The sequence below is a fragment of the Bacillus sp. AFS055030 genome, assembly GCF_002574545.1.
Classification (GTDB): Bacteria; Bacillota; Bacilli; order Bacillales; family Bacillaceae_G; genus Gottfriedia.
Genome location: NZ_NUGT01000027.1, coordinates 1 through 22,568, shown reverse-complemented (window position 1 = coordinate 22,568; position 22,568 = coordinate 1). Strand labels below are relative to the sequence as shown.

Here is a 22,568-nt window from a genome sequence, read left to right as displayed (position 1 = left end):
TTTAAGGGAAAAGGCACTCCCAAAACCACTTAAAATAGTATACCTACCTAAAGTTCCCACTTTTTCCTATCTACTTCTCCTACCAGATCTTCCCGCATTTCTTGTTCTTCCAACACTTTCTGTTCTTTCGCCTCTTCTTGTATTTCCTGTTCTTTCCGCTCTACCTGCATTTCTTGATCGATCTGCCCTGTTTGAACTTCCGGCTCTTTCCGCTCTGCCTGTGCTTCCCGATCTTTCTGCTCTACCTGAACTTCCTGTTCTTTCCGCTCTACCTGTATTTCCCGTTCTTTCGGATCTGCCTGCACTTCTCGTTTTTTCTTTTCTACTTGCATTCCTAGATTTTTGTACTCTACCCGCATTTTCTGTTCGATCAGCTCGATAAGCTCGATCTGAACTTTCTCCTCTTTCCATTTCGATTCTCTTAATTGAAAGATTAAGCTCTTTTTCAATTATTCTCATATCTTGAAAATCTTTTGGAGTTGCAAATGTAATCGCGATACCAGTATCTCCTGCACGTCCCGTTCTTCCAATTCGATGTACATAGCTTTCTGTATCCAACGGTATATCGTAGTTGAATACGTGAGTAACACCTTCGACATCAATACCCCTAGCTGCTACATCTGTCGCTACAAGATATTGTATTTTAGCTTCGCGGAATAATTTCATAACTTTTTCGCGCTTGCCTTGGGTTAAATCTCCGTGAAGTTCTTCAGATAAAAGACCTTTTCCTTTTAGCTGTTCATTTAGTTTATTCGCTCTTCTTTTTGTTCTACAAAAAATGATTGCTAGAAACGGCTCTGATTCTTTGATTTGATTTAATAAGGCATTAAATTTTCCGCGATCTGTTGTTTCAATAATTAATTGTTCAATTTCATCTAGCGTAATTCTTTTCGCTTTTACTTTAATAATTTCCGGCTTTTTCATGTATCGCTTCGCAAGTGATTGGATTTGATCTGGCATTGTAGCTGAAAATAATAAGGTTTGTCTCGATATAGGAGTTTGATTGATAATATCTTCTACCTCGTGTAAAAATCCAATATGTAACATTTGGTCTGCTTCATCGAGCACTAGAAAATCAACTTTATCTAGATTGATTGTACCTCGTCTTAAATGGTCTAAAAGTCTACCCGGTGTTGCAATGATTAAATGTGCACCGCTTTTTAGTTTACGAGCTTGTTGTTCAACATCTTGTCCGCCGTACACAGCAAGTACTCCAAAATCTTCACTCACAATTCTTTTAGCCTCAGCAGTAATTTGAAGAGCCAACTCTCTTGTTGGAGCAACGACTAATGCTTGTGTATGTGGTAATTCTAAATTTATTCTTTCAAGAATTGGAAATAAGAATGCAAATGTTTTACCAGTCCCTGTTTGTGCTTGCCCTATTAAATCCTTTCCTTCAAATACGATTGGAATTGCCTTCTCTTGAATTGGAGTAGGCTCAGTTATTCCTAATTCAGTTAAATACTCCGTTAACTCCTCACTTAAACCTAAACTAGAAAATTTATTCATTTTAATTACCTTACTTTCTATTTTCTATCATTATAAATAATAATGGTTGATTCATATAAATACTCAAAAAAAACGACTAATCCATTGTATCACAACGTTTATTAATCTTTTAAAATAATTCTTATTTAACTGTGTCAGAGAAATCGGTCATTTTTCTACTGCATCAAGTTATTTTTTACAATTCCTTCGTAAAATAATCACCTTAGTTTATTTAAAATTGACTTTTTTCAATAACATAAAAAAACGGTAACCGTTCGATGGTTACCGTTTGATAAATTACTCTAATCCTAGTGCTTGTAAAACATCATCTAATGTTTTGCCCTTATACTTTGTCGCTGCCTTTGGTGAATTGTCATTCCATGGATTTTGCATTTTGAAGTTATTAATGACATACTGCATATCCTTTGCATCAACAGCACCATCATAGTTAATGTCAGCATCACGCTTATTTGTATTCCAATAAGTTTGGATATAGATAGCGTCTTTTACGTCAATGACATTATCTTTATTTACATCTCCACCAGGAATATAGTCATAATTGACTGGTTTAGATCCTGCCGTCGTTTTTCCATTTTCTTTAACACCGATTGTAAAATCTTTCGAGAATGTAAAATGACCTGGTACGTCAATTTTTAATGTAAAGTCATCGTCTGTTATTGGTAATTTCGTTCGAAAAGCAAATGGGAATGACTGAGAATATCCTAACTCATCAGATACACCATATTCTTTTCCATTTTCATCTTTCACGCTAATGTTTGTACCTGCTTTAATATAATCAACTTGTTTCATTTCAGGCTCTAAACCTCCAAACATCATTAATCCTTCTGCCTGAACTTGACCTCTCATTAATGAATATGTTGGTTTAATATAGAAATACGGTTGAATCCCCTGTGTCGTTACAGTCGTATTATCCACATTTGTATAAACTGCGTTAAAGAATCGACTTGACCCAGTTGCATTATAGAAGGTCATTGCACCTTTGTAATATAAGTCTTTCGCTTTTAATGTTAGGTCTACCAACGACACGTCACCAGCGATTCCAGTGTTAGCTAAGTCCCCTGTTGCAGTTGCGGTAACTGTCATTTTAGTTAACGAATTATTGAAAGGAGCAGTATTATATTGAACATCTAGTTTTCCTTTAAATGAAGCATTCGGCTGTACATTAATTAAATCAAGGTACTGACTTGGATAAAGGAAAGTGAATTCAGCTTTCTTCAAGTTTGTATTCACATTTTTTGTTGAAAACGTTACAGTTGTTGATTCACCCATGTCTATCCGTTGTTTATTAGAGATCGCTGTTGTATAGGCTGTTCCTTTTCTAACAAAATATGCATCAATTAAACTACCGTAGTTTCTAACACTTGATTTGCTATAATCCGAGAAGTCATACTCTGTAATTGCATTTACAATTGGACCAGATGTACTTAACGGTATCTCAGCGTTAAAATTACCTTGTGAATCTAGTGGTATACTTTTCTCTTGAGAGTTATTAGGATTATAATAAGTAAAATTATTATCACCTTGTGAAGCAGTAATGCCTGCTGCTTTCATCTCGTCTATTTCCTTATCAAACACATTACCTGAGACAGTAACTTTCGTGTCAGTTGGATTAGCAGTCTCGTAAATGCCTCCAGCTGTCATATTGTTCATTGTTACTTTTGCTTCTTTCACCCCATAGTAAACCGGTGCATCGGCAGTGAAAGTTTCACCTTTATCATTAGTTCCTACCATTCTAATTTTCCATAACCCTGGATCAACTTCTTTAAAATCATATGCAATCGGATTTTCCGAATCACCAGTTAAAGGATAATATTGACCGTTACTTAGAACTCCTCTGAAATAATACTCAATATTCTCATCTGCTCCCATTCCATCAGCTGAGCCCAAGAACCCGATTTCTTTGTCTGTTTTTGGATCCACAAGGAAGAAGTCAAAATTACGCATATGAGAATTTAATTTAAAGTTAACCCCAATTGACCATCTTGTCGCATTACTTGCCGCTTCATAAGGTACTGTGAAAGCTTGTGGATTACCAGTAAGATAGTCTATCCCTTCTTTCACCGTATGAATCGCAAACGGGATTTTATATGTTTCATTCGGATCCTTTTGGTTTGTATATACAACATAACCTTCATAAGTTCCAAGTTTCGCATCTTTAGGAACATTGATTGTAGCATCCATATTGGCACTGCTATATCGTTTTACTTTTAGAGAAGATTTAACATCTAATGTAACTCCATTTGCAGCAGCATCTTGGTCTTTTCTAGAGTCATTTGTGAATCGCCCGTCCAATGTTTGGAATTGAACTTTTACATCATATGTTTTATCTACAGAGCTTTTATTAAATAAAGTAATAGAACGTTGATCTGTCAGATCTTTACCAGAAACAGCTTGTTCTCCAAAGCTTAAAGCACCAGTAATGTTTTTAATTTGTTTAATTCCCTTACTAGCAAGAGTAGTTGCCCCATTATTACTTGCATTGTCTTTTATAGTTGAAGTTTTATCTTTTACTTGAATTTCCGTCTGAGCATGAACAGCATCATAAGGATTTACACGTCCAGCACCGACTTCATATACACTGTATTTTTCAGATAACGGATCTGCTGTATTCATAAGTGTTGATTTAATATCTGAAGGAGACATTTCTGGGTGAGCTTGTTTTAATAATGCTGCTACTCCAACAACGTTTGGAGTTGCCATTGATGTTCCAGATAAGCGCTCATATGCGTATTGATAGTTTCCAATTTGATCGGCTCCATGCATATAAGAAGGAACAGTAGAGAAAACAGATACACCAGGTGCTGTTACTTCAGGCTTAATATCGTATAGTACACGAGATGGACCACGTGAGCTAAATGGTGCTAATTTATCACCTATAGTTACTATTTGTTTCATATTACTAAATGTAAAGTCTAGCGATGTACCTATAGATGCACCTGTAACAGGTAATTTAGCAGCTAAAGCTTTTCCTTGGGCGTTACTCAGTAAAAATGTCGGAAGTAAGCCGTAACCATCTCCAAGATACACATCCCCTAATGGAACATCTGCATCATATAATACTACAGCTTTTGCCCCATGTGATTTAGCTGTCGCTATGATCTGAGTAATTCCAAAGCTACCCCGTTGCACAAGAACAACTTTTCCCTTTACATCGATTGGCAAATAACTACCATCTTCTTGACGCTTCTGGTAACTAGGTTCACCACCATATGATACATTTACCATTTGCAAAGTTTGCCCATCAAAGTCAGCTACATTATCAGTTAACCCTTGAGCAGCTAGCTTTAAATCCACCGGTATATCGCCTGTTGAAGGATGCAATACACCTGAAAAACTTGGAATTGTAACAGACGTGTCACTTGCACCTACTGTAATTGCTAAAGGAGCATTACCAGGAGCACCAAGTGAATACATTCTGTCCCCTGAGTTTCCTGCTGCGACAATCGCTGTTACGCCTGCAAGGACAGCATTGTTTACAGCAATACTCGTAGGATATAATGGATCATTGTAATTAGCTCCAAGAGACAGATTAATGATATCCATTCCATCAGATACTGCTTTATCGATACCTGCCAAAATAGCCGATGTAGAACCTGATCCATAAGGTCCTAGAACACGATAAGCATAAAGATCAGCATCAGGTGCAACACCTTCTACAGCAAAATCTGCGCTGTTTTTTGCTTGTCCAGCAATAATACCAGCTACATGTGTTCCATGTTCAGTATAGTACGCTTCACCGCTTGAACCTAATTCAGGTTTGCCTGACTTCTTCCAATCAGCATATGAGGTTTCCATCGGGTCATTGTCATTATCGACGAAATCATAACCACCTTTAAAGGCATCTTTTAAATCAGGATGATTGTAATCAATCCCTGTATCAAGAATTCCGACTTTTACACCTTTTCCTGTAAAGCCTTCTTGGTGAAGTTTTTCAACTCCTGGAAATGTAACCATCGTATGAGTTGCAGTTTGCTTAGTTGTTGTTTCTTTAATTGAAGGTGGCTCTACTTGAACCTGCAGATCACTCCAAACAGCTTTTACAGCGCTAGATTTAAGTAGCGACTTTACTTTGTTAGCTGGTAGAGTTATAGAAACCCCATTAAATGCCTTCTTATATGATCGTTTAATTGAATATGGATTTTTCTTTGATTTTAATTCACTGCTAAAAATTGTTTTTAAGTCTTTCTGGAATGTTTCGTGTGAAGCAGCCACCTTCTCTTTTGCTGCATCAGCTGTTAGCGTTACGCCATCAGACTCTGCTTCTAAAACTGCAGTTTGCTCTGGCTTGTCCTTAAATTCGACAATGACCGACGTAAGCTTATCACTTGTTTGATCAACATTAGGTAACAATTGAAGTCCCTCTTTGTCACTTAATTTCAATTGCTTAATTGCCTCGCGCTGTTGTGGTGTCAGTTGTGTTAATACTTGTTCAATCTTTGTTGTTGCTTGCGCATGTACTTGTTGTGAAAAAGAACCTGGTGTCATTGTAGTACTGATTAGTCCTGTTGTTAATGCTAATGTTGTAACATTTCTAAACATATTTCTTTTCAACTACGATCCCTACTTTCTTTCCTTGATAAATTAAGTATAAAGAAAATTGACACAATTTTATTTCCTGAAAATTGTGTCAAATCGTATTTTTTTTATTTAATTTATCTATTAACTCTCTTTTTCCCCCCATTAGAACAGTACTTTTTAAATGATAATAAAGGTAAGCTTATGCTCTGCAAAGAATAGTTTAATAACAATAAATTTAAAGGAGCTGATTAAATGAATGGAGTTTTAGATATTGTTATTTTTTGTAAAGACACAGATTCTTCTAAAAAATGGTATGAAAAGGTTGGATTTGACTATTTAAGGGGTCACGATGGTATGTATTGGTTTAAAGCTGGGAATGGCGAGCTAATGCTCCATCCTACAGATTCTAAGTCCCATACTGATGCAGTCTTTCAATTAGTCGTAAATGAAGTCGATCCACTATTTGAAAGTATAATAGAAAAAGAATTAACACCATTAGATTTCTCAAATGGAGAAAAAATCATCACAGAGCCTACTATCCAACCATGGGGCTATAAGGAATTTTGCTTAAGAGATCCAGACGGTTACATATGGGCATTTATTCAAAAATAAAGTAGCTTTAAAAAAAGAAAAATCCACATGATAATTCATTATCAATGTGGATTTATTTTACGTTCAACTACCGCTCCGTTAAACTAAAAGCCGTACAATTTATGATATTACTTTGAAACATTCACTTCCTTTTTTAATAGCCTCCCTTGCTTCCTATACATAGAAAATGTTGACCAATTTGAAATGAATACTCCAGATAATATTAGTATGCCACCAATCGCCATAATTGGTTTGATTGGTTCGTCCATTACAAAATAACCAAGGACACTTGCTATTAATGGGGATACATAAAGCCATGTTGAAGGGAAGAATGGGTTCGTTTTAGATATTAACCAACTGTATAATCCGTGTCCCCCTATTGATCCTATTAATACAAGATACAATATTGGCCACGCAGCGTCCCAGGAACTTAAACTTTCAATTTTCGGTTTTTCTAATAAAAACGAAACGAATAGTAGAAATATTCCACCATATAACATTTGAAAAGCATTGATTAAAAATGGTGATACAGTGCTGTGTTCTGTAAATATCTCTTTTGAGGTAATCGATCCTAATGTATAAAAAGCTTCTCCTAATAAGACTGCCATACAAGCAACGACCCATAAGTAAGAGACATGCTGACTTATTCCAGGTAAACAGACAAAAGTTACACCTGTAAAAGCCATTAATAACGCGATTAGTTGTTTACGCTCAATTCCCTTATTATTTTTCCTTAATTGGAAAAGTAATATCATCATTGGACCAGTAGCAGACAAAACTGCGGCTAACCCCGATGTAATATATTGTTCAGCCCAATATAATGTTGAAAATGTCATAAAAGTTAAGCAAAATCCAATATACATAATTCGTTTTGAAAAAATAAATTTCTTCACATTTACTCCTTTAAGAAGGAAATAGAAAATGACAATCAGTCCAGCTAATGTAAATCGAATGCCGGCTGAAAATAAAGGCGAAACTCCCGACTCAATTCCAAATTTTATTGCTAGAAAAGTTGTACCGAAAATCAAGCAAATAAGAAGATAATTAATAATGATCATTTCATCACCCCTTTGATAAAAGTATTATATTAAAGTCGGAGTATAACAGTATAATAGAGCATATAACAGTTCACTCTTTTTCCATTGACGATTTATCTTTTTTTAATTAATTTATAACTAAAAACAAGTGGTGATCTATGAAAATTCAAATCCATCAAAAATCAACAGTTCCGATTTACCTCCAATTAAGTACTCAAATTGCAGGTAGCATTCAAAGTGGTCTACTTTTGCCTAACGAAAAATTACCATCTTTACGCAAATTAGCAGAAGAACTTTCAATAAGCATTTTAACTGTTAGAAAGGCTTATAAATACTTAGAGAAAAACGGCTATGTCACGGTAGAGCCAGGTAAAGGAGTATTTATTAGTAAGAAAGTTCAAAAAACAACACAACTGAGTCCAAGTAATAACTGGCAACAGACTTTAGGAATCAATATTGTAAGATCCCAATATTTAATAAATAGAGAACAGTTAAAATATGATTTTTCAAAAGCAGTCGTATATCCACGTCTGCTTCCTAATAAATTTTTAGCGGATGAAATGCAAAAATTATTAAGAGATGATGCCTCTATATTAACAACTTATGGCCCTGTTCAAGGAGATATCGAATTAAGATCGGAAATTGTTAAACATATATATGAATTTCAAAAAATACAATCTAAAACTGAAAATCTAATTATTACAAGCGGCGTTCAGCAAGGAATTGACTTAGTAGCCCAGGCACTATTAAAACCTGGGGATTCAATTATAGTCGAAAGTCCATGCTATGGTGGTGCACTTGATATTTTTATAAATAAGGGGATTCATATAATACCTGTCGAGATGGATGAAGAGGGAATTCGCTCAGACTTAATTGAAGATTTGTGCATTAAATTTACACCAAAATTAATTTATGTTAACCCAACCTTTCAAAATCCAACTGGAATCTCAATGAGTAATGGTCGTAGAAAAGAATTAATTCAACTAGCACAACAGTTTCAATTTTTTATTCTTGAAGACGATTCGTTTAGTGATATTTATTTCGAAAAAGCATTTCAATATTACCCAATTAAATATTATGATCAATCAGAACACGTTATCTACATAAAAGGATTTAGTAAAACTTTAGCTCCTGGAGTTAGAATTGCTGCAATGCTGGCAAATGGACCGGTTTTAGAATGGCTGCTTGCAGTTAAAGCTTCAATGGATGTGGGTAGCCCTTTACTAACACAAAAAGCGATTTTACCATTTCTACGAACCGACCGAATGCGAAGTCATGTGGAAAAACTACGGATCGCTCTACAAATTCGTCGTGATACAAGTGTTGAAATACTTTCATCTCTAACTGATCAATTATATTTCCAGATACCTGATGGAGGCTTTAATTTGTGGCTTACATTTCATGAATCCAATTTAGATGTTTTTAACTTATTAAGAAAAGCTAATCATGAAAATATCTCATTCTTACCTGGTGTAGCTTGCTTTAACAACAATACAGATATTTCTTCATTTAGGATTAGTTACTCACTAGTTAGCGAAAATGATTTAGTCAAAGGGCTAGAGAAACTACGCAAGCTAATTAAACAAATATAAAACTATTGTAAAGGTAGGTTAATGTAGAACAAGATGCTTAATTTTAAGAAAATAAACTTATTACCACTCGCCATAACGATGCCAGCAATGATCGTCGGAGTACTAGCTATGATCAATAACCAAGTACCCCCGTCCATTTACGGTCAAAATATTTTAATTGCGATTGTAGGAGGAATCATCTCCTTTTTCGTACTGTTTAGAGATCAGAAATCCACAAAGAAAAAGACAAATATCATTGTCATAACATGCATACTCATCTTATTTTTACTTACCTTTTTGGACAAAGGATTAGACGGTGTACATCGCTGGATCGCAATTGGTCCATTAAGATTTAATATCGCCCTAGTTTTAGTTCCATTAATACTCATTAAACTATCAAGCTTAATAAAATCGAAACCAATTTGGGTTACTTTTGGGTTTGCGTTATTCTTTGCATTGTTATTACTTTTTCAACCAGATGCATCTCAACTAACAGCTTTTACAATCTCTATTTCAATTTTATTCCTAACTATAAAAAAGAATAAAAACATTCAAATACTCCTATTAATTGTTTTTATTCTTTTAATGATCTTAAGCTGGTCGCACTTAGATCAACTTGCCCCAGTTTCTTATGTTGAGGACATTTTAAGTTTAGTAAAGGAAATGGGAATCGGATGGCTAATCATTGGGCTAATCTCCCTTTTTATTTTACCAATGCCGTTTTTCCTATCTCCTCCAACCAATGCAAAACCATTATCATTTAGTCTAGGGACCTATTTTTTGATTTGTATTCTTTCTAGCTTTTTTGGAAATTTTCCAGTACCGATTATGGGTTATGGAACATCGCCTTTTATCGGTTACTTAATTGCAATTACTTGGTATGTTTATCATAAAAAATAAACCAGTAAAATGGTTCATTATTAGACAGTTGTATATGCGTTTGGGCTGTTTTGACTTCCTCATGGGCCTGTTATGAGGAAGTTTTTTTCATTTTTTTGCTGGTTTCCTTCCTCATGAACCCTTCATTTGGATGTTCTTTTTCAACTGCCTGCGATTTTATCCATAACAAAATCAGCAGATGCAGTTAAAGGTAATGCACACAGCCTATCTATAAATGAATAATAATTTTTATCGTAACATCGTAAGTTTCATTCCTTAGCAATAAAAAAAGCAAATAATTAAATAAAATTATCTGCTTTAATATATTTTATTTAATTGATACATCTTTTAAAAATGGAACAAAATTAATCCAAGTTTGACCTGGTGAAAGTTTTATTTCAGTTCCATCTAATGTAAATGGAATGATTCGACCATCTACATTTTTCCATTGTATATTCACATACTTACCATCAACTATATAATATCCTTTTCCACCATGTTCGGTATCAATTGAACGACGACCATAGCTATCAATAATTTGATGGGTCGCTTCTACAACTAAAATATTTTTAATTTGAAGCTGCTTTTCATTCAAGGCATCCTTTGCTACTATTCCATTTTGAACTCGTTGAAATTGTTTCGTTGAATTCGAATACTTGTAAGTCACATTATTTCTTGCATCATGAGAGTATTTTATAAATACTTCTGTAGCAGTTTGCCAAGAGTTATCAAATACTAGGTCCTTCTGCGTAAAATCTAGTGGAATAACTTTTTCGGAATAAGAGTAATGTCTTTGAGCAACTCCTTTTTCAATCCCCTCTTTCAGAATATAAGAATTATGTGGTGCTTTTCTCGTTTTATCTCTTTTAAATAACGTACCGTCGTAGATCAGTCCGTTTAATGCATCAATCATTCCTGAATCCATCATTTGTTTCGCTTTCGGACTATTTCCGTGACAGATAAATAAGGCATGATAACCATTTGCCAAATCAATGTAATAATCTCTGGCACTTCTTACAGGTCCTATCTTCTCAGGTATATTGCTTTGAAAAATGGCTAGAAATCTTGTAATATCTCCTTCTGCTAAAATTTCATAAACAACATCAGCATTGCTCAGACCACTTTGAGGTCTAGCCAAATAATAATTATTCACCATTACTGCAACAGGTCTTTGTTCGCTAACTTGACTTATTGGTAATCCATTTAAAGGAGCGTAAATCGTATCGATTTCTCCTTTATCAATTACATGTTCATTTGAAGGATTTTCATTCTCATTTTTAACTGTTTTTACAGACTTTTCGCCATGCTTACATCCTACTAAAAGCATACTGATCACTATTATTGATAAAATTTTCTTATGCATCGGCTCCCTCACAATCTGTTATTTTGTTAAATTGTATTAAAGAACGGTTTAAATAGAAAGGATTTGTTAGAATTTTTAAAAAAATAATATCATCTGCTAATATATAGAAGTTATTGCTTAATATATGAATTTGTAATGTAAAATAATCAGCTTAAAGTTGTTCTTATTTTATTTGATCTTAAATATTGTATTGTATAAAGATAAGAATGATTAGAGGAGTTGAAGCTAGATGATTGTAGTTCATTATATTGAGAAAAACGTAGAACTATTAAACCAACTACTCAAAAATATACCCTCTGAAGGAGATACTATTCGCATTAAAGGACGAAAAGGTAAAGTATTAAGCGTTAATCATATAAATGATAAACATGTACATGTCATAGTAGAACTAGAAGTTATTAAGAAAGTACAGGTTTTAGCAAAAGATGATAAAAAAAGAAGAAGATAAATTTCAAAATTTAATGGGATATTATTCCCATTATTTTTTTTGAAGTTTAGCCTAGTTTTACAGTTCACCATTCAATTTTTCCACTTAAAACTCTGAACTATACTGCCCAAATGAAAAGTATTTCTTTTTCAAACATGTACGAATCATGATAAACTAAAAAAGTTTGAGTAAATCAAAGTAAAAAGGAGTTTTAATATGGAAATTAAGAGGATCCATCATGTCGCTATTATTTGTTCTAATTATGAAATGTCTAAGCATTTTTACATAAATTTATTAGGTTGTAAGGTAATGAAGGAAACCTATCGAAAGGATCGCGACTCTTATAAATTGGACTTAAGTATCGGAGAAAATGGACAAATTGAGTTATTTTCATTTCCAAATCCACCGAAGCGACTAACAAATCCTGAAGCAGCTGGGTTACGTCATTTAGCATTTACTGTAACGAATATAGAAGAAAGTATTCAATACTTAAAACAAAATGCTGTCTTTGTTGAACCAGTTCGAATTGACGAGTTAACAAATAAAAGATTTACATTTTTCCAGGATCCTGATGGTTCACCGTTGGAATTATATGAAGCATAGAAAAACACCCCCCAATCTTAGTGATAGATTGGGGGGTGTTTGTTTCTTTTAACCTTCTCTTCTCACCACTTAAAGAGAAACCTTTATCCTTTCGGTTAAATTATATGTTTCACCGTTAATTTCTAATGAAACTGGTGGACCATAATCCTTTGTAATTGTTATGTTTTTTTGGGTAATTGTAAATTCTAGTTTTGCCCCTTGCCATTGGAAAGGAAAGGTCATTTTATTCCAATTTGAAGGTAATTTAGGATCAATTTTTAAACGATTGATGTCCATAGAGATATTTGCAAAGCCAAAGATTGCTACTAGCCAATTTGCTCCCATAGGCGCAGCATGAATTCCGTCATCTGATGATTTTGGATTCGGTCCTAAATCGATTAAACATCCTTCTTGAAATAATTGGTAAGACTCTTCCACGTAGTCACATCTTGCAGCAACAATTGCGTGAATTGCTTTACTTATTGGAGAGTCATGAACAGTACGCTCTTCGTAGTATTCTAAATTCTTTTTAACGATTTCCGTTTTGAACAAATCAGGGAAAAGATAAAGCAACATGACGACATCAGCTTGTTTTAAAACTTGAAGTTCATATAGCTCTTGTATAGAATAATCTAATAAAATTTCTCGACTTGCAATAGATTGTCTATATTCCGTTAAGTCAATCTCAGGTTTACTTAAAAATGTATCGTCTTGTGGAATAATATTCTCATCATTTTCGTTTGGTAAATATAATCGTTTTAAAAAATCAGTGCAATTTTGCTTTAACTCTGCATCAGGGTCATTGTATTTCACCATAAAATTTAACGCATTCTGTACATTATAAAAAGCCATATAATTCGTATAAGCATTATTATTTACTTGATCTGTATATTCGTCTGGACCGATGACATTCTTAATAATTAAATCGCCGTTTGAATCAGTTGTCCTACTCACCCAAAAGCGCGCAGTTTCTTTGAGTAGTTCAAGTCCATCACTAGACATAAAGCTTTCATCTAATGTATTTTCATAATATTGTACGACCGAAAATGCAATGTCAGCTACTATATGATGACTTGATTTTTCTAAATTTGAGCTAATCTCTTGTGTTGTATTATTCCCTGAACTTTTCTGTGTTTCTTCTTTTCCGGAAAAAGCACTTGCCCATGGAAATAAAGCACCCTCATAACCTAATTGGTAAGCCTTTATTTTTGCTTCTTTAATATGTTGATATCGATATCTTAGTAATCTTTTTGCAATCTCTGGTTCAGTAAATAAGTGAAACGGTGCAATAAATAGTTCAGTATCCCAAAATATTAAACCATTATTACCCTCGCCTGTTAATCCCCTTGCGCCTATGCTCAATCGATCATCATGCGCCGGAGTCATTGCTTCTATGTGGTACATAGAGAAATCCAAAGCTAACTGATCCGCTTGATCCTTTGATGTGATAACGACTCTTTTTTGCTTCCAAAAATCCTGCCATTTAATTGCTGTACTATTTCTCAAATTATCATAACCCTCTGATAAAAATTTCTGTACAGTATTAACACAAGCTGCAGAAGGATCTTCCCGTAACATGTCATTAGATGTATAAACTGAGCTAATTTTTGAAAACTCAACAGCTCGCTCGACAACGAGATCTTGTGTAATGGAGGCTAGAAGTCGATTATTTAACGTAAAATATGAAACCTCGCTCTCATCAGGAATTACACAACATGTTGCGATTGCAATTTTATGTTTAGTCTCAGTCGTTTGATAAACACCATGCATAATTTGATTATCCATTATTCTTACTAATTCTTCTGTAAGTTCATTCTTTTGTTGACCGACACACTCCGCGTTAATACCTGTTTTTATTTTAATCTTTGCATTACAATCTAAAGCTGTGACAGTAACTTTTGAAGCAAGTAAATGTAAATCATCCTTTGAAACAAAACGCTGAAACTTAAAGTGGAATCGCTTTCCATCTTTATTCTTCCAAATTACCTCTCTTAAAAGTTCGCCGGTCAGCATATTTAATTTCCGATCATAAAATGTAAATTGACCAGTTGCATTTGAAAAAATATCACCATTGATTTCAATTTCCATTCCAATTAGATCTGGAAGATTTACAAGCTTTGTCGTTTGACTTGGAGATAGCTGATTATAGATACCCGATATATACATCCCTCTTTTTTGTCCTTCATAGTCTTCTTCATGACAAGACCGTAAACCTAAGTAACCATTACCTAATGCCATTAAACTTGCATATTTATTAATTAATTGTTCGTCAAACTCTTTTTCAGTAATTAAATTTACTTCACTCATATAGTTAAACTCTCACCTTTATAAAAATTCATATAATAAAAGTTTGCAATAAATCATCTTATTTTAAACTTGAAATGATAAAAATATTCGGCAATAAAAAAATCGCGTCTTTGTTTCCGACACGATTTTTCCTTACAGTTCTTTATTATTTTTTTTCGAGAGTTAATTGCCAAGATACACCATATTGATCATTCACCCATACAAACTTTTCACTGAATGGATATGACTGCAAAGGCATTAGTACTTCTCCACCTTGACTTAATTGTTTGTATGCATTTTCAATTTCTTCATCTGTTTCACAAGTTACATATAATGAAACGGCAGGTGTAAACGTAAATTTATGTTTAACGGTACTATCAATGCACATAAATTGTTGGCCGTTTAATGTGAAAGTAGCATGTATTACTTTCCCTTCAAACTCACCCATATCTGCTCCATAACGCGAAATATTCACAACCTCTGAATCTTTAAATAGCGACATATAAAAATTCATCGCTTCTTCTGCTTGTCCTTCAAACATTAAAAACGTTGTAATTTTTTGCATTTAAGTCGACTCCCTTTTTCATATAGATTAAACATTCATTGTGTCCATAATATTGGATTTATATTGACTTCATTTCCTCATCTAATTTGTTAAAAATACAATGAAGCTCCTCTTTAGAGATTGTTGAATATAAGTCTCCAATACTAATCTCGCAATAACAAACTTCCTTATTAACTGGCCTTAAGTTACCTGTCATACCAATTTTTGTTTCTTCATGAATTGATTGAAGTATGTTTTTAATCTTTTCAATTGGCGCATTAAAATGAACATGAAACATATTAGAAACTGGAATAGTTGGTATAGTATTGATTGATTGGCAACTATTAAAGAAATTGGCTAACTCAACTGCATTTTCATAGTATTGCTCCATTTTATTTGCTCTTTGATCAAAGTAATAATTTGCACTTATTATGTATGGATAAAGACTAATTAAATCTCCTCCATGTCTTCTTTTCCAAACTTTTGATTCGTTGATAAAAACTCGGTCACCAGCAAGAATTGCTCCTGCTACTCCCCCAATTCCCTTATAAAATGACATATAAACACTATCAAATAAGCTACATAATTCAGAAGCTGTCTTCTTATAGTATGGGAGAATTTCCATTAATCTAGCACCGTCTAAATGCAATTTTATTCCCTTTTCACGGCAGTATGAAGAAATTGATTCTAGTGATTCATATGATGGTAGTTGTCCACCAATTTCCCGCTGTGGTAATTCTAATAATAAACAAGAGATTTCCTCATCCATTGCTAAAACATCCTCTAACTCAATAACACGACTTTTATCTGCTAATAAAATAGGCTGTATATTATGCAACTTCTTCAAGCCATCTTCTTCATGAATTTCTAAATGTGATAAAGGATGATAAGCAACTTTATTAATTCCTTTTTCATCACACCAGATTCTTAAAGCGATTTGCTGAGCCATCGTACCACTTGGGAAAAACACCGCAGATTCCTTACCTAAAAAATCTGCCATTTTCACTTGAAAATCGTCAATAAAATTCCCAGCTCCATAAAGATCGCTTTCTTCACTACCGTCGAAGTCTTTTAGTGCATCCTTTAATACTTGAATATTTCTAAATCCATTTCCCGCCAATTGTTTGTTTGTATTTTTAAATGATTTTATAAAAGGGTCAATATTACTCAAATTGAACTCTTCCTTCCGATTATTTAATTTACTATTCTCCCACTTAAAAAAATTCTCCATAAAAGCGAATAAATCCTTGAATCTGATAAAATTAGTAAGTTAACCTGTAGACTAAAAATCTTTCATTTGGATTTTTCATATAAGCATCTGCTAATAAGATCTCTTGTTTTAATTCAAAGGCGGTCTGATTTTCTAAAAAAAATATATAATCATCAGAACTATAATACAAAATGATTTCAACATCTCTTTTTGATTGTTCAACTGAAATTAATATGTTATTTATGATATTCATAAAAATTTGGATTGAAAAAGGATTAAAAAAATAGAAACAATTATCTAATGGATTAATTTGATAATCTTCAGCCAAGCAGCAATAAAACTGTATTTTATCTTCACTTGTCCTTGTTTTTTTTATGTAATTTTTTTTATTTTCAACAGCTTCATTATAATATTTTTCATTCATTTCAATTCCAACGACTGTAGCATGAAATAAGCTATTTAAATAGAAATTTAATCTTCCTTTACCACATCCGAAGTCGACTATTCGATCATCGCTTGAAAGTATGTATTGTTTAAATAGTTGTTGTAGTGCGCTATATGGTGTTGGCTCATACCGATGATAATGAAAAGATTCATTAAATCCTTTTTGCTCTCCTTCTGTCTTTATATTCAGTAGGGTATCATAATACTTATCGTCCATTTTTCCACGACCATTCGAACTAATATTTTGTATGTATCCTTATCATACCGTTTCTAAATAGTTCAGTCTAACCTAAAAAAAGAAGCGTGTTATTTAAACACGCTTTAACTTAAATTTCTTACCCGATCCAATATATTTTAATAATGATAGATCATCTTCAATAATCATTCCTATTACATTTACTTTCTCATCGCTTGGTAGATTCGTATGCATAATTTGTAACTCACCTTTATATCTGCCATATAATTCATTATCGATTGTAATAGAACCTATGTTTCTTATGATTGTATTTGCTGGTTTTAGACTATTCTCGCCAAAGCTACCGTATAATCTAGATTCCATTGAACGAATACAATCTCGTGCAGGATCTTCGCGATTGGTGTGAATCTTCTCCACTATGGCAAGGGTTTCTTCATCTTGTACATACGGTCTATATCTTAATTCAATAAAATCCTTTGTTTTTGATAGAGCCTCCATCGTTTCTATTTTTATACTAATATCACCAACTAAAACTTTATCAATGTAACAGTTTTGAGTTAGGTCTAAGTAAGCTAGCAGGGGGTTAATTCCACGGTGTTTTTCTAATGTTGGTAGTCCTTTAAATAGTGGTCCTCTCATTTCATCATCACCAGGAATAAATGCCATTGTTGAAATTCCAAAGCTTTTTAACCATTTGTTTTTTTCGATTAAATAAGTTGTAGCTAAGCCAGTTTCTGGACGAGGATAAAAGTTATGCCAAGCTTCCACGTTTTTAGTTTGTAATCCGCATTTAAGTAATTCGTCTAAAAATGCAGGCGTAAGTGTACTAGCATTAAGTGCAATCTTCATTTTTTTAGAAAGATCTGCTATTTGGTTTTCATTTAATCCGTAATCTACTCGTAATCCAGTAACTCCCCAATTTTGTAATTCGCCTACGTTTGAGTAATCTAACCCTAAATGTGTAAGTGATTTTGCTGAAATATCTGCCATAAGCTCCATTTCATTTTCCATTGCCCATGACCCAAGTTGTTGAAGAAGTTTTTTATAAGTTGAAGGGTCATCTTCTGGTATGTGTAGTGATGTAAAGATTGAATGAAATCCATTTTGTTTTGCTAGTTCGATATACTTTTTATTCTTATCATTATTTTTTTCAGATAAATAGATTGATATACCTAGCATAGTCTCTTTCCTTCCCTACTATTAGATTTATACTATTTGGTTTTCATTTTAACCCCATGAAACAAAAAGTCAATTAAACAATTTAAATATATGAAATTATATTTTATTATAAAATAATATATGTTCCTATTAAACAATTAAAAACAAAAAAGAAAGACAACAATAAGTTGCCTTTCTTCAGTTCATTATTATTTATATACTACGATTGATCCAACTGATTTGTCTTTCGATTGACCATTAACTCGAACTTTTAAACCAAAGTGTCCGATGTTACGACCAGCATCTGGTAAGAATGTATTATTATAGTCTTTGCTATCATTAAATAAAGAGACAGCTTCTTGACCTGGAGATTTTAATACTTCTCCTGTTGGATAAGTAATGTTATAACCTGATGTTGAATTTAATCCGAATGCCGCATCCGCTACATGGAAACGTGAACTTGCTTGAGCGCCATAGTTCCATAATAAATTAGTATCGTCGTGAGCATCAACAACACCTAAGAAACCATCACCTGGGTGAATACCTGACCAGTTTTCTGTGAAGCTATCATCAACATACCATACTACTAAACCACCATCATAGCTTAATAGAGAGCCTCCACGATTAATATGAGCTAACCCTTCGTCAGCGCCTTTATGGTTACGCCATTCTAGTAAGTAGTAATGATCTGAATATTTGTTACCATCAGACTTAGAAAATCCTTTTAAAGTAAATGGAGAAGTTGCTTTTTCTCCACCATCTTCAACAATTGTAGCGCCATCTGCTACTACTTTAATATTATCTGCAAAGAATCCAACATTTGAAGTACCCCAGTCAGTTGCTGAACGTAAACGAAGCTGAATTTTTTGGCCTTTATATGCTGATAAATCAAAGCTTTGTGCTTGCCATCCATTTGAGTTCCCAGTGAAACCAGGCATTGAATTTATGATTGTTGGGTATCCTTCAGATACAACGTCACTTCTTGTGTTATTGTTACCTAATGATTTCCAAGTTGCTCCATTGTCAGTTGAAACTTGAACAAATGCGAAATCCCATTGTTCTTCGATATCATACCAAGCGTCAAAAGTTAATGTTGCTGAAGATTTTCCTGTTAAATCTACAGAAGTAACCATGCTATTATCCATTTCATCTGCTTGTCCACCCCAATACTCATAAGTGCCAGCAGCTGGTGTATTAATAGATGTTACTTTTTTCGGTAAATTCACCTGAATAGCTTGGTTGTTTTGACCAAGTGGTGAATTTGCTTGATCTAATAAGAATTGAGTACCTTTTGTAGATACATCTTCCCAATTTACAACAGTTGGGTTCGTCCATTTTCCACCTAAAGTAGATTGGAAATATGATTTTGCCCAAGGAGAGAATCCTGTTGGCTCTGTTCCAGGGATTTTACCTGCCCAAGAACCAGCTGACATGATTGACCAATATTCAACAGCTTCACCAGCACCAGAGTAAATTGTATCGTACTCATCTGGTAAGCCTAAATCATGACCATATTCATGTGCGAATACGCCAGTTGCACCATCTTCAGGCATCATTGTGTAGTCATAGAAGCCTGGTAAGCCTAAACCAAGACCATCTGGATCTACGAATTTAGCAGAACGGTGTGACCAAATTGCATTGTCTCCTTGTGCTCCACCGCCAGCTTCTTGTCCCATACCTGAGTGAATGATTTGAAGATGATCAACTAAACCATCTGGCTCCCAGAGGTTTCCGTCTCCATCTAAATCATGTGGATCTTCTAAATCGTAATCTTGTAAAGGAACTCCTGCAGCTTTTGCAGCAGCATATGCATCAATTACTAATTGTTTTGATCCACCTGGTGTTACGTTATCATGTCCAGTTTTAGAATCTGCTCCGTAATATTCAGCCGTACCTGGTACCTTTAACCAGCCATATGCTTTACCTTCAACTGTATAAGTTCCACCAGATTGTTGTTCATAATATTGTTTTTGGGAAAGGAAATTTTCTCCGTTTGGACCTTTTACTCCATTTTCACCAAAAATCATATCTTCAAAGTGTTGTTGATTATAATCTTTGTACCAGTTGTCTGTTTCTTCCTTCTTAATTGTGTTATGAGGAAGATCAGAATACTCAACCATTAATGTTAAAAGTTTCCCCTTCTTTTGAATACCAGGAGAAGCTGATTCTTTAACTGGATCAGGAGTACCTTTTAATTGACCATTTTTCTTACCGTTTCCGTGTAATAGGCCATTATTAAAATCTTTAAATTTACCATGTTTTGCAGCTTCTGCTTTTTTCGCTTTGCTAGCAATTGGATCTTTTCCTGTTACTAGATCTGCTTGACCTTTAACCTCTAAATATTTTTGTAATGCAGCTTGTTTCTGTGCTTTAGAAGCATTTGCAGAAATCACACCACGTTTAACCAGTGCAGCTAATAACTTTTCGTCATTAACTAACGATAAATCTAAAGTACTTTTTGAATGCTTCGCTAATGTACTATGTACTTTACTCAAGCTTTCAGATGATGCAGTTTTTAATGGAATCCCAGAAAATAACGTTCCGGCAACCATCACTGATGCAAAACTAGTTACGACAAACTTGTTCAAAATAAGCCCCCCTTAATAATTTTCGAAGTACATTTTAATAATATTCTAAAAATTCTAGAAATCACAGAGGGTTTTATTCACCAAATAGTTACAAAATTCTAAATAATATGACAGAAAACTCACTATTTTTCATAAATAAATGACGAAACACGTCAGTTTTTATAACTTGCTTTTTCCAAATTTCGTTCTTTAGTCTTATATTATTCTTTTAGTCTAGTTTTTGAAATTAGCACTTTAGCATTATTAAAATTAGATTAAAAATAAAATTGAAAATGTAAAATATGTAATTATAACTAGATCAAAAAATTCTCTCTTCAAATTTTGACATTTTTTTCCTTATTTATATAACAAAAAAAGAAGATAAATCAAAAATTATTTTTGCCTATCTTCCTTGAGTAGTTATTTAATTAGATTACCTTCTTAATTTACCTGCTTCTTCACTATACTCATGCAGTTTACTCGATACTTTGTTTCCGATTCGGTTAAAGCATATAACATATAATGAATCGATTATGTTTTGCTGTGCCATTTTTGAAGCGATACTTCCTATTCGATTATCTTGTTCCATGTCAGGTGTGCAAAGCTTGATATCAGCTTCCTTAAATAACGGAGACTTGCCAAGCTTAGTAATCGCTATGATGGTTGCTCCCTTTTTCTTAGCAAAACGAGCAAGCTCTAATACATCCTTTGTTTTCCCTGAATTAGAAACAGCAACAAAAATATCGCCTTCTTCCATATGACCTACTAAAGTGATTACCATATGGAAATCAGGAGACATAATGGCATGGTAACCAATTTTCCCAAATTTATATGCTCCGTCCATAGCTGATACAGCTGAACCGCCTACTCCATAAAATATAATCTTCTTAGCCTTTACAATTTCATCTGTTGCTTTTTCTAATTCTCTTTTATCTAAAGTAGATACCGTAGCTTCAATAGCTGCTTTATTTACATAAGTGACTTTATTAAATAAATCATACGGTGTGTCTTTCTTATCCATAACTGAAAAATCATTAATATTCATTTCAGCAACAGTTAAGTCTCTCACTAATGCTATTTTAAAGGCTTTAAAACTACCGATTCCAATTGTTTTACAAAATCTAACAACACTCGCTTCACTAGCTCCTGTATTGTTAGAAATATCTTTAGTCGTTAAATTTGGTACAATTTCAGCATGATCCATTATATAAACTGCTATTTTCTTTTCGGCTTGCGTAAATCGATCCATATAATTTTCAATTTTCGATAAGATTGTTAAATGTTTCATTTACTAAACACCTTTCTGCTAAAAACAAGCAAAATACTATTATTCTCTATTATGAACCAAATGATAAGAAAATCATATTAATAACCAAATTAAAGATATTTTTTAGTTCTTTCTACATAAATTTTGAAAGATATCAAGGTTTGGAAAGTATTCTTACAGTCCTTCCGCTAACACTTGAAACCCTATGCACTATTGTTCAAGTTATTTTTCAACACTCTGAAAAGTGTAGGAAAAAATATTCCCTACACTTTTCAGAGTGTTGAATAATGAGCTTGTCAACTACGCTAACTTTTGATTGATTTCCACTAAAACCTGTTATGAGGAAGTATCTTTTATTTTTCTCTAGTTTAATTCCTCATGAACCTGTTATGAGGCAGTATATTTCTATTTTTAGCTGG

Annotated in this window: 16 protein-coding genes; 5 read left to right on the top strand and 11 right to left on the bottom strand. The window is 33.6% G+C overall.

Annotation, left to right across the window (positions count from 1 at the left end):
* Positions 1–66: 66 nt before the first annotated feature.
* Positions 67–1,509, bottom strand: coding sequence for a DEAD/DEAH box helicase (locus CN925_RS11910; protein ID WP_098846448.1), 1,443 nt, complete (start codon positions 1,507–1,509; stop codon positions 67–69).
* Positions 1,510–1,785: 276 nt separating this feature from the next.
* Positions 1,786–6,060, bottom strand: a complete 4,275-nt coding sequence (locus CN925_RS11905; RefSeq protein ID WP_098846447.1) for a S8 family serine peptidase — start codon at positions 6,058–6,060, stop codon at positions 1,786–1,788.
* Between the two features lie 219 nt (positions 6,061–6,279).
* Here CN925_RS11905 and CN925_RS11900 point away from each other — a divergent pair, with 219 nt between their 5' ends.
* On the top strand, positions 6,280–6,639 hold the full coding sequence (locus CN925_RS11900; RefSeq protein WP_098846446.1) for a VOC family protein: 360 nt from the start codon (positions 6,280–6,282) through the stop codon (positions 6,637–6,639).
* 107 nt (positions 6,640–6,746) lie between these two features.
* Here the strand turns inward: CN925_RS11900 and CN925_RS11895 are convergent, their stop codons facing one another.
* Entirely contained in the window at positions 6,747–7,676 is a 930-nt protein-coding gene (locus CN925_RS11895) for a DMT family transporter (protein WP_098846445.1), read from the bottom strand.
* A 137-nt stretch (positions 7,677–7,813) separates the two neighbouring features.
* On the opposite strand from CN925_RS11895, the gene pdxR reads away from it, so the two are divergent.
* Together pdxR and CN925_RS11885 are read left to right on the top strand one after the other, a co-directional pair.
* Entirely contained in the window at positions 7,814–9,247 is a 1,434-nt protein-coding gene (gene pdxR, locus CN925_RS11890; RefSeq protein ID WP_098846444.1) for a MocR-like pyridoxine biosynthesis transcription factor PdxR, read from the top strand.
* A 33-nt stretch (positions 9,248–9,280) separates the two neighbouring features.
* Positions 9,281–10,126, top strand: a complete 846-nt coding sequence (locus CN925_RS11885) for an FtsW/RodA/SpoVE family cell cycle protein (protein ID WP_142339223.1) — start codon at positions 9,281–9,283, stop codon at positions 10,124–10,126.
* A 307-nt stretch (positions 10,127–10,433) separates the two neighbouring features.
* On the opposite strand, the gene CN925_RS11880 is transcribed toward CN925_RS11885, so the two are convergent.
* Complete coding sequence (locus CN925_RS11880; RefSeq protein ID WP_098846442.1) at positions 10,434–11,468, bottom strand: DUF3048 domain-containing protein; 1,035 nt, start codon at positions 11,466–11,468, stop codon at positions 10,434–10,436.
* A gap of 229 nt (positions 11,469–11,697) precedes the next feature.
* On the opposite strand from CN925_RS11880, the gene CN925_RS11875 reads away from it, so the two are divergent.
* Positions 11,698–11,916, top strand: a complete 219-nt coding sequence (locus CN925_RS11875; RefSeq protein WP_098846441.1) for a hypothetical protein — start codon at positions 11,698–11,700, stop codon at positions 11,914–11,916.
* 195 nt (positions 11,917–12,111) lie between these two features.
* Positions 12,112–12,498 carry an SMU1112c/YaeR family gloxylase I-like metalloprotein gene (gloA2, locus tag CN925_RS11870; protein WP_098846440.1) on the top strand — a complete coding sequence of 129 codons (387 nt, stop codon included), beginning with the start codon at positions 12,112–12,114 and terminating at the stop codon, positions 12,496–12,498.
* A 69-nt stretch (positions 12,499–12,567) separates the two neighbouring features.
* Here gloA2 and CN925_RS11865 read toward each other — a convergent pair whose 3' ends face one another.
* The 7 genes from CN925_RS11865 to CN925_RS11835 form a co-directional block, all read right to left on the bottom strand.
* A complete protein-coding gene (locus CN925_RS11865) occupies positions 12,568–14,784 on the bottom strand; it encodes a glycoside hydrolase family 65 protein (RefSeq protein WP_098846439.1) in 2,217 nt (738 codons plus the stop codon).
* 145 nt (positions 14,785–14,929) lie between these two features.
* The gene (locus CN925_RS11860; RefSeq protein ID WP_098846438.1) at positions 14,930–15,328 is read right to left on the bottom strand and encodes a VOC family protein; all 399 of its coding nucleotides are present in this window, start codon (positions 15,326–15,328) and stop codon (positions 14,930–14,932) included.
* Positions 15,329–15,386: 58 nt separating this feature from the next.
* The gene (locus CN925_RS11855) at positions 15,387–16,478 is read right to left on the bottom strand and encodes a threonine aldolase family protein (RefSeq protein ID WP_286138333.1); all 1,092 of its coding nucleotides are present in this window, start codon (positions 16,476–16,478) and stop codon (positions 15,387–15,389) included.
* A gap of 91 nt (positions 16,479–16,569) precedes the next feature.
* Positions 16,570–17,178 carry a methyltransferase gene (locus CN925_RS11850; RefSeq protein ID WP_098846436.1) on the bottom strand — a complete coding sequence of 203 codons (609 nt, stop codon included), beginning with the start codon at positions 17,176–17,178 and terminating at the stop codon, positions 16,570–16,572.
* 93 nt (positions 17,179–17,271) lie between these two features.
* Complete coding sequence (locus CN925_RS11845) at positions 17,272–18,336, bottom strand: DUF871 domain-containing protein (RefSeq protein WP_098846435.1); 1,065 nt, start codon at positions 18,334–18,336, stop codon at positions 17,272–17,274.
* Between the two features lie 188 nt (positions 18,337–18,524).
* Positions 18,525–20,903, bottom strand: a complete 2,379-nt coding sequence (locus CN925_RS11840) for an immune inhibitor A domain-containing protein (protein ID WP_098846434.1) — start codon at positions 20,901–20,903, stop codon at positions 18,525–18,527.
* A gap of 412 nt (positions 20,904–21,315) precedes the next feature.
* Positions 21,316–22,170 (bottom strand): MurR/RpiR family transcriptional regulator, encoded by an 855-nt coding sequence (locus CN925_RS11835; protein WP_098846433.1) that lies wholly within the window; start codon positions 22,168–22,170, stop codon positions 21,316–21,318.
* Between the last annotated feature and the right edge of the window lie 398 nt (positions 22,171–22,568).

Coding starts and splice junctions, on each gene's coding strand:
- CN925_RS11850 (WP_098846436.1), bottom strand. CDS start 17,178: ATGGACGATAAGTATTATGATACCCTACTGAATATAAAGACAGAAGGA.
- gloA2 (WP_098846440.1), top strand. CDS start 12,112: ATGGAAATTAAGAGGATCCATCATGTCGCTATTATTTGTTCTAATTAT.
- CN925_RS11845 (WP_098846435.1), bottom strand. CDS start 18,336: ATGCTAGGTATATCAATCTATTTATCTGAAAAAAATAATGATAAGAAT.
- CN925_RS11865 (WP_098846439.1), bottom strand. CDS start 14,784: ATGAGTGAAGTAAATTTAATTACTGAAAAAGAGTTTGACGAACAATTA.
- CN925_RS11895 (WP_098846445.1), bottom strand. CDS start 7,676: ATGATCATTATTAATTATCTTCTTATTTGCTTGATTTTCGGTACAACT.
- CN925_RS11885 (WP_142339223.1), top strand. CDS start 9,281: ATGCTTAATTTTAAGAAAATAAACTTATTACCACTCGCCATAACGATG.
- CN925_RS11900 (WP_098846446.1), top strand. CDS start 6,280: ATGAATGGAGTTTTAGATATTGTTATTTTTTGTAAAGACACAGATTCT.
- CN925_RS11860 (WP_098846438.1), bottom strand. CDS start 15,328: ATGCAAAAAATTACAACGTTTTTAATGTTTGAAGGACAAGCAGAAGAA.
- CN925_RS11875 (WP_098846441.1), top strand. CDS start 11,698: ATGATTGTAGTTCATTATATTGAGAAAAACGTAGAACTATTAAACCAA.
- CN925_RS11910 (WP_098846448.1), bottom strand. CDS start 1,509: ATGAATAAATTTTCTAGTTTAGGTTTAAGTGAGGAGTTAACGGAGTAT.
- CN925_RS11835 (WP_098846433.1), bottom strand. CDS start 22,170: ATGAAACATTTAACAATCTTATCGAAAATTGAAAATTATATGGATCGA.
- pdxR (WP_098846444.1), top strand. CDS start 7,814: ATGAAAATTCAAATCCATCAAAAATCAACAGTTCCGATTTACCTCCAA.
- CN925_RS11880 (WP_098846442.1), bottom strand. CDS start 11,468: ATGCATAAGAAAATTTTATCAATAATAGTGATCAGTATGCTTTTAGTA.